This is a genomic window from Burkholderia sp. AW33-5 (assembly GCF_053427615.1).
Genome location: NZ_JBSAXA010000116.1, coordinates 1 through 369 on the forward strand (window position 1 = coordinate 1; position 369 = coordinate 369).

At 69.6% G+C, this 369-nt stretch carries 1 protein-coding gene; it reads left to right on the top strand.

Annotated features, from left to right (window positions below; genetic code table 11):
* Window positions 1-369, top strand: a 369-nt coding sequence (locus tag ACV22V_RS32615; RefSeq protein WP_448016851.1) for an amidohydrolase family protein, incomplete at both ends; no start/stop codon positions are given.

Genomic DNA, 369 nt, shown 5'->3' on the forward strand with positions numbered 1-369 from the left:
TCATGGCTCGTGACGGGCAAGACGGTCGGCGGCCTGCGCATGTATCCGCAGCGCAACCTGCTCGATCGCGAAACGGCGCTGCGCATGTGGACCGAGTACGTGACGTGGTTCTCGAACGAGGAAGGCAAGAAGGGGCGCATCGCGGTCGGGCAGCTTGCCGACCTGGTGGTCCCGGATCGCGATTTCTTCGCGTGCGCGGAGGACGACATCGCGGGCACGACGGCGTTGCTGACGGTGGTCGGCGGCAGGATCGTGTGGGGCGCGGGACCGTTCGCGTCGCACGACGCGCCGATTCCGTCCGCGATGCCGGACTGGTCGCCCGTGCGCGAGTACGGCGGCTATGGCGGCTGGGGCGCGACGCAGCGCGCA